The following is a 6784-nucleotide window of genomic DNA, read 5'->3' as shown; positions in this document are numbered from 1 at the left end:
GACTTCAAGGTCGCCGGCACCGCCGACGGCATCACCTCGCTGCAGATGGACATCAAGATCCCCGGCATCACCGAGGACATCATGCGCCAGGCGCTGCACCAGGCCCAGGCGGGCCGGCTGCACATCCTGGACGAGATGGCCAAGGCGCTCTCGGGCTCGCGTGAAAGCCTCGGCGAACACGCCCCCAAGATCGAGACCATCAAGATCCCCACCGACAAGATCCGCGAAGTGATCGGCTCGGGCGGCAAGGTGATCCGCGAGATCGTGGAGAAGTCCGGCGCCAAGGTGGACATCCAGGACGACGGCACCATCAAGGTGGCGGCGTCCGAACAGTCCAAGATCGACGCGGCCATCAAGATGATCGAGTCGATCACCAAGGAGGCCGAGGTCGGCAAGATCTACGATGGCAAGGTGGTGAAGGTGGTCGACTTCGGCGCCTTCGTGAACTTCTTCGGCGCCAAGGACGGCCTGGTGCACATCAGCCAGATCAGCCAGGAGAAGGTCGGCAAGACGTCGGACGTGCTGAGCGAAGGCCAGTCGGTCAAGGTCAAGCTGGTCGGCTTCGACGACCGCGGCAAGACCAAGCTGTCGATGAAGGTCGTGGACCAGGAGACCGGCGAGGACCTGTCGGAGAAGATCGCCGCCGACCGCGCCGCCCGCGGCGAACCTGAGGAAGAGGACCGCGGCGGCGGCGAACGGGGCGATCGCCCGCGGCGGGATCGCGGCGATCGCGAGCGTCGCCCGCGCCGTGAATACGGCGGCTGATCCGAGCCGAACCGTTTGACGCCTAACCTCTGCCGGAGCTCATCCGAGTTCCGGCAGAGGCTGCATTGTGGGAATCGAACGAAATCCCCGGCTCACGCCTCCAGGAAGAGGGACGGCAGGGCCCAGGATCGCGCCAGCCGCCCCTCCGCCAAGGCCTTCGCCTTTGGCCACTCTCGCCGGAGCAGGCCCAGGCCGACCACCTCCTGGAACACGCCACCCTTTCGGACGTGGTCGCGGAACAAGGCCTCTCGGGTGAACCCGAAGCTTTCGTGCAGGCGCCAACCCGGGACGTTCCTGGCCAGGACCTCGACCCACAGCTTGTCCAGGCCGCGTGTCTCGAAGGCGTGGCCGAGCACCAGATACTCCGCCGCCGCCCCCACGCCCCGCCCGCGTACCGCGGGGTCGGCCAGGTAGATGGCCAGGTCGGCGCGGTTGGCCTCCAGCTCGATGCGGACGAGGTTGGCGAGACCGACCGGGGCGCCGTCGAGCTCGATGATCCAGTAGGCGCGGTCGGGCCGGGTCAGCGCCGCCTGCAGCCAGAGCGCGTGCTCCTGCTCCCCTATGACGTGGTCGCTGTACATGTGCGCGGCGACTTCGGGCGAGTTGCGCCAGGCCAGGACCCGCGGCCCGTCCGCCTGGGCGAGGCGGCGCAGGCGGACGCTCACGCCGCCTCGTTCACCAGCACCCGGTCCGGGTGCTCGGCCTGCCAGTCCAGGACGTCGTCCACGCCGAAATCGGGCTTGCAGGCGTAGAGGGCGGCATAGACGTCGTAGGCGAAGGCGAAGTCCTCCTCGGTGTCCACCGTCCAGCGGAAGCGCAGCGGCGGGTCACGGATCACCCGCTCGATCCGGAACCGGTCGGGGCGGTGATAGATGAAGGGCGTGACGTGCTCGCGGTCATAGGGATCGCAGGCCTGCCACCAGGCCGCTTCCAGCACCTCGGTCCGGCAGACCTCCACGTCCAGGCCCTTGGGAAAGGTCCAGTCCTGCGTGTTGTGCGTGTAGTCGGCCCCGCTCTCGACGTGGCGCGAGATGCACAGGTCGATCACGGCGGGCTCGGTCAGGGGGCAGTCTGCGGTCAGGCGCAGGAAGTGATCCGGCCGTCCGGCGGCGACCAGGGCGCCGTGGAAGCGCTCCAGCACGTCGGAAAGCTCGCCCCGATGCACCTCCACCCCCAGCCCGTGACAGTAGCCGGCCAGCACGTCGTCGTCCTCGCGCGTGCTGGTGGCCACCATGATGCGGCTGATGCCGTGCGCGCGGCGCAGGCGCTCGATCTGTCGGCCGATCAGGGGCTGGCCGAGGATGGGCCGCATCACCTTGCCCGGCAGGCGCGTCGAGCTCATGCGCGCCTGCAGGATCGCCAGCATCGCTCAGGCCCGGCTGGGACAGGCCGGCAGCGGCGTCGCCCGCCCTGCGTCGAGATAGCGCGCAGCGGTCGGCCTCAGTGCGTTGTCCAGTTCGACCAGCAGCGGGTTGCCGGTGGGGATCTCCACCCCGACGATGCTGTCGTCGGCGACCTGGAACAGGTGCTTGACGATGGCGCGCAGGGAGTTGCCGTGGGCGGCGACGAGCAGGGTCTCGCCGGCCCGCAGCTTGGGGGCGATCTCGGCCTGCCAATAGGGCAGCGTCCGCTCGAGGGTGGTCTTCAGGCTTTCGGTGGAGGGGATGGCGACGCCCCTGTAGCGGCGGTCGGCGTGGAAGTCGTAGAGGCCGCCGGGAGCCAGCGGGGGGGGCGGTATGTCGTAGGAGCGCCGCCATGTGCGCACCTGCTCCTCGCCGTGCTCGGCGGCCGTCTCGGTCTTGTTCAGCCCGGTCAGGCCGCCGTAGTGCCGCTCGTTCAGCCGCCAGTCCTTGACCACGGGGATGAACAGCTGGCCCGACAGGCGCAGCGCCATGTTGCAGGTGCGGATCGCCCGGGTGAGCACCGAGGTATAGGCCCGGTCGAAGGCCACGCCCGCCTCCGCGATCAGCGCGCCCCCGCGGCTCGCCTCGGCCACCCCTTGCTCCGTCAGGTCCACGTCCACCCAGCCGGTGAACCGGTTCTCAAGGTTCCAGACGCTCTGGCCATGGCGCAGCAGGGCGAGGGTGGGCATGGAGATCCTTGGGCGGCTCGGCGAGACGCGTGTTGGTGTGCGCGGGGACACGCCGCGTCAAGCCCGGAAGGCCGCCGGTCAGGTCGGGCGATGCGCCAGGGCCGCACCGATCTGCGCGCCTGTGGCGGCCATCGCGTCCGGCAGGGCGATGACGATGGTCGAGTTGTGTTCCGCTCCCACCTCCGCAATCGTCTGCAGCCGGCGCAGGTCCAGGGCGCCGGGCGTGGCGCCGATGGAGAGGGCCGCCTCCACCAGCGTCTTCGCGGCGGCGAGTTCGCCCTCCGCCTTGATGATGCGGGCCTTGGCCTCGCGGGTCGCCTCGGCTTCACGGGCCAGGGCGCGCTGCATCTGCTCGGGGATGTCGAGGTCGCGGATCTCCACCGCGTCGATCTCCACGCCCCACTTCAGGGCAGCGCGGGACAGCATGTCCATCAGCTTGGCGTTGACGCCGAGCCGGTCCTTCAGCAGGTGGTCGAGCTCGTGCTGGCCGATGGCGTCGCGCAGCGACGTCTCCGCGGCCTGCAGCACCGCGATGTCGCGCTCGCGCACCGCGTTCACCGCCAGCACGGGATCGCTGACCTTGTGCCAGAGCGTCGCGTTCACCTTCACCGCCACGCCGTCCTTGGTGATGGTCTCCTGGGTCGGCAGGGAGACGGTGACGGTGCGCAGATCCACCTTCACCGCCCGGTCCACATAGGGGATCAGCCAGTAGAGCCCCGGTCCCTTGGGCTCCGCCAGGCGGCCGAGCCGATAGATGACGGCGCGCTGGTACTCCTGGTTGATGCCGACGCCCTTCAGCAGGGTGATGACGGCCAGGAAGAGCAGGACGGCGAGCAGGATCGGCGGGGTCACAACGACCTCTTTCAGGTTGGATGCCATGCTAGCACCTCAGCGGCCTGCGGCTAAGCTCCTTCGGTGCGGGGCTGGCCGCATCCTGGCGAAACCTCTTTCCCCCTCCGCCTCACCCACAGTAAAGAACGCGGCCATGTCCGATCGGGTCTTCTTCTCGCTGACGGCCTTGGCCACCCTCTTCATGGTGGCCCTGGCGCTTGTCGCGCCACAGGGCGAAGGCCGTCGCTCGCCCGCCCCCTTCGGCCACGAGACCGCCGCCGAAGCCCTAGCGCGCCAGCCCAAGCTGCGCCCCGCGTCGGATCTCCAGCCCAAGAAGCCGGGCCTCCTTTGAGCGCTGTGCTGAAGGCTGCAGTGGAGCCGCCCGACGCTCTGCAGGTGGCTCGCCGCGTGCTGAAGGCCGAGGCCGAGGCCTTGCTGCGCATGGGCGAAGGGCTGGGCGGCCCGTTCACCCGCACCGTGGAGTGGGTGTCCAACCTCAAGGGGCGGCTGGTCTGCACCGGCGTCGGCAAGTCCGGGCACGTTGCGCGCAAGATCGCCGCCACCCTGGCCTCGACCGGAACGCCTGCGATGTTCGTGCATGCGGCGGAGGCGAGCCATGGCGACCTCGGCATGATCTCAGCCGACGATGCGGTTCTGGCCCTGTCCAAGTCCGGCGAGGCCAGGGAGCTGGCCGACGTGGTGGCCTACGCCAAGCGCTTCGCCATACCGCTGATCGCCATGACCGCCCAGGCGGACAGCGCGCTCGGTCGCGCCGCCGACATTCTGCTGCTCCTGCCCGACATCCCCGAGGCGGCCGAGGCGGTCGACGCGCCCACCACCTCCACCACGCTGCAGATGGCGCTCGGCGACGCGCTGGCGGTGGCGCTGCTGGAGCGGCGGGGCTTCAGCCACACCGACTTCAGGCTCTTCCACCCCGGCGGGAAGCTCGGTTCGGCGCTGCGCACGGTGGGCGAGCTGATGCACGGCGGCGGCGAGCTGCCCCTGGTCGTGGAGGACGCCACCATGGCCGTCGCGCTGCTCACCATGACCGAGAAGCGGTTCGGCTGCGCCGGCGTGGTGGATGCGGACGGGCGGTTGCGCGGGGTGATCACCGACGGTGACCTGCGTCGCCACATGGGCGGCCTGATGGGCCACACGGCGGCCGAGATCATGACGCCCGCGCCGCATACGGTGAGCCCCACCACGCTCGCCGCAGAGGCCCTGCGGGAAATGAACGAGAGCCGCATCACCGTGCTCTTCGTGCTGGAGGACGCCCGGCCCGTGGGCATTCTGCACGTGCACGACCTGCTGCGTACCGGCGTCGCCTGACGCCCTGGAGATCCGATGCCCCTGCCCGCCCCCCGCGCCGACCTCATGCCCAACAGCTTCGACAACGAGGTGATCCCGCTGGTCAAGCCTCAGGGCTTCCGCGAGTACGACGCCCGCTGGGTGCTGGGAAAGGAGATCAACTACCTGGGCGTGACGGCGCTGGGCGTGGGCCTTGGGACCTACATTCACGAGGCGGACGTAAAGCCCCGGGTGGTGGTCGGCCACGACTTCCGGTCCTATTCGCTGAACGTGAAGCAGGCCCTGAGCCTGGGCCTGATCGCGGCCGGGTGCGAGGTGCTGGACATCGGCCTGGCGCTGTCGCCCATGGCCTATTTCGCCCAGTTCGACCTGGAGGCGCCCTGCGTGGCCATGGTCACCGCCAGCCACAACGAGAACGGTTGGACCGGCGTGAAGATGGGCGCCTCGCCCCCGCTCACCTTCGGACCCGAGGAGATGGGCCGGCTGAAGGCCATCGTGCTGGGTGGCGAAGGTGTCGAGCGCGATGGCGGCAGGCTGGTCCGGGTGGACGGTGTGATGGAGCGCTACATCGCCGAGGTCGCCTCGCGTACGAAGCTGACGCGGAAGCTCCGGGTGGTGGCCGCCTGCGGCAACGGCACCGCCGGCGCTTTCGCACCGGACGCGCTCCGCCGCATGGGCGCCGAGGTGATCCCGATGGACTGCGAATTGGACTGGAGTTTTCCGAAATACAACCCGAACCCGGAAGACCACGAGATGCTGCAGTCGATGGCCGAGGCCGTGAAGCGCGAGGGCGCCGACCTCGCCTTCGGCTTCGACGGTGATGGCGATCGCTGCGGCGTGGTGGACGAGACGGGCGAGGAGATCTTCGCCGACAAGATCGGGCTGATGCTCGCCCGCGACCTGTCCAAGACCCACAAGGACGCCAAGTTCGTCGTGGATGTGAAGTCCACCGGCCTCTACGCCACCGACGCGGTGCTCAAGGCCAACGGCGCGAGCACCCTCTACTGGAAGACCGGCCACAGCTACATCAAGCGCAAGACCGCCGAGATCGGCGCGTTGGCGGGCTTCGAGAAGTCGGGCCACTTCTTCTTCAACGCGCCGCTTGGGCGCGGCTACGACGACGGTCTGGTAGCGGCGAGCGCGGTGCTCAACATGCTGGAGCGCAATCCAGGCAAGACGCTGAACCAGATGAAGTCCGAGCTGCCGCTCGCCTACACCTCCCTGACCATGAGCCCCCACTGCGACGACGACAAGAAATACGGCGTGGTCGAGCAGGTGGTCGCGGAGTACCAGGCGATGGCGAGCTCGGGCGGCAAGGTGCTGGGCCGCGCGATCACCGAGGTGATCACCGTCAACGGCGTGCGCGTGGCGCTGGAGGACGGCTCCTGGATGCTGGTTCGCGCCTCCTCCAACAAGCCCGAACTGGTGGTGGTGGTGGAGAGCACCCGCTCCGCCGACGACATGCGCGCCCTGTTCCGTGAGGAGGTGAAGAGAAGGCTGGCCGCGCACCCGCAGGTCGGCGCCTACAACCAGGAAGTCTGAACACTACTTTAGGTAGAGTTCTTGCTGTTCTCCCCTCGTCCTTAGAGGGGGAGAAACCAAGTGTCCCAAATCGAGATCGTCCGTCGTCCTGTGGTGCTGGCCCCGCTGGCCTGCCGGATCATCTACGAGTCGGTGCTGAAAGCCGCCGGCTCCCACCGGGGCGCCCTGCTCCAGGTCCGCGCCGAAGCGCTGGCCGCCGCAGTTCGCCGAACCGCGGCCCGCAGCACCCACGTCGGCGCGCCGGGC

At 69.1% G+C, this 6784-nt stretch carries 9 protein-coding genes; 5 read left to right on the top strand and 4 right to left on the bottom strand.

Going from position 1 to position 6784, the window contains the following annotated elements; all coding sequences use genetic code 11:
• On the top strand, positions 1-765 hold a 765-nt coding region (locus HUV06_RS13755), incomplete at its 5' end, for a S1 RNA-binding domain-containing protein (protein ID WP_174301823.1).
• A gap of 92 nt (positions 766-857) precedes the next feature.
• Here HUV06_RS13755 and pseH read toward each other — a convergent pair.
• The 4 genes from pseH to HUV06_RS13735 form a co-directional block, all read right to left on the bottom strand.
• Positions 858-1430 (bottom strand): UDP-4-amino-4,6-dideoxy-N-acetyl-beta-L-altrosamine N-acetyltransferase, encoded by a 573-nt coding sequence (gene pseH, locus HUV06_RS13750; RefSeq protein ID WP_174301822.1) that lies wholly within the window; start codon positions 1428-1430, stop codon positions 858-860.
• A complete protein-coding gene (locus HUV06_RS13745) occupies positions 1427-2131 on the bottom strand; it encodes a cytidylyltransferase domain-containing protein (RefSeq protein ID WP_174301821.1) in 705 nt (234 codons plus the stop codon). The genes pseH and HUV06_RS13745 overlap by 4 nt, the downstream gene beginning before the upstream one ends.
• Before the next feature lie 3 nt (positions 2132-2134).
• On the bottom strand, positions 2135-2857 hold the full coding sequence (gene gpmA / locus HUV06_RS13740) for a 2,3-diphosphoglycerate-dependent phosphoglycerate mutase (RefSeq protein ID WP_174301820.1): 723 nt from the start codon (positions 2855-2857) through the stop codon (positions 2135-2137).
• A gap of 78 nt (positions 2858-2935) precedes the next feature.
• Entirely contained in the window at positions 2936-3709 is a 774-nt protein-coding gene (locus HUV06_RS13735) for an SPFH domain-containing protein (protein ID WP_254601137.1), read from the bottom strand.
• Positions 3710-3842: 133 nt separating this feature from the next.
• On the opposite strand from HUV06_RS13735, the gene HUV06_RS13730 reads away from it, so the two are divergent.
• The 4 genes from HUV06_RS13730 to HUV06_RS13715 all read left to right on the top strand — a co-directional run.
• Positions 3843-4040, top strand: coding sequence for a hypothetical protein (locus tag HUV06_RS13730; RefSeq protein WP_174301818.1), 198 nt, complete (start codon positions 3843-3845; stop codon positions 4038-4040).
• A complete protein-coding gene (locus HUV06_RS13725; RefSeq protein ID WP_371811082.1) occupies positions 4037-5017 on the top strand; it encodes an SIS domain-containing protein in 981 nt (326 codons plus the stop codon). The genes HUV06_RS13730 and HUV06_RS13725 overlap by 4 nt, the downstream gene beginning before the upstream one ends.
• A 15-nt stretch (positions 5018-5032) precedes the next feature.
• Positions 5033-6538 (top strand): phosphomannomutase/phosphoglucomutase, encoded by a 1506-nt coding sequence (locus HUV06_RS13720; protein WP_174301817.1) that lies wholly within the window; start codon positions 5033-5035, stop codon positions 6536-6538.
• Between the two features lie 60 nt (positions 6539-6598).
• A partial coding sequence (locus HUV06_RS13715) for a hypothetical protein (protein ID WP_174301816.1) occupies positions 6599-6784 on the top strand: 186 nt, incomplete at its 3' end.

Origin of the sequence: Caulobacter sp. S45 (assembly GCF_903642205.1) — a bacterium.
In the GTDB taxonomy this organism is placed as follows: Bacteria; Pseudomonadota; Alphaproteobacteria; order Caulobacterales; family Caulobacteraceae; genus CAHJWH01.
The sequence above is the reverse complement of the archived record's forward strand: the minus strand, read 5'-3'. Positions and strand labels throughout refer to the sequence as shown.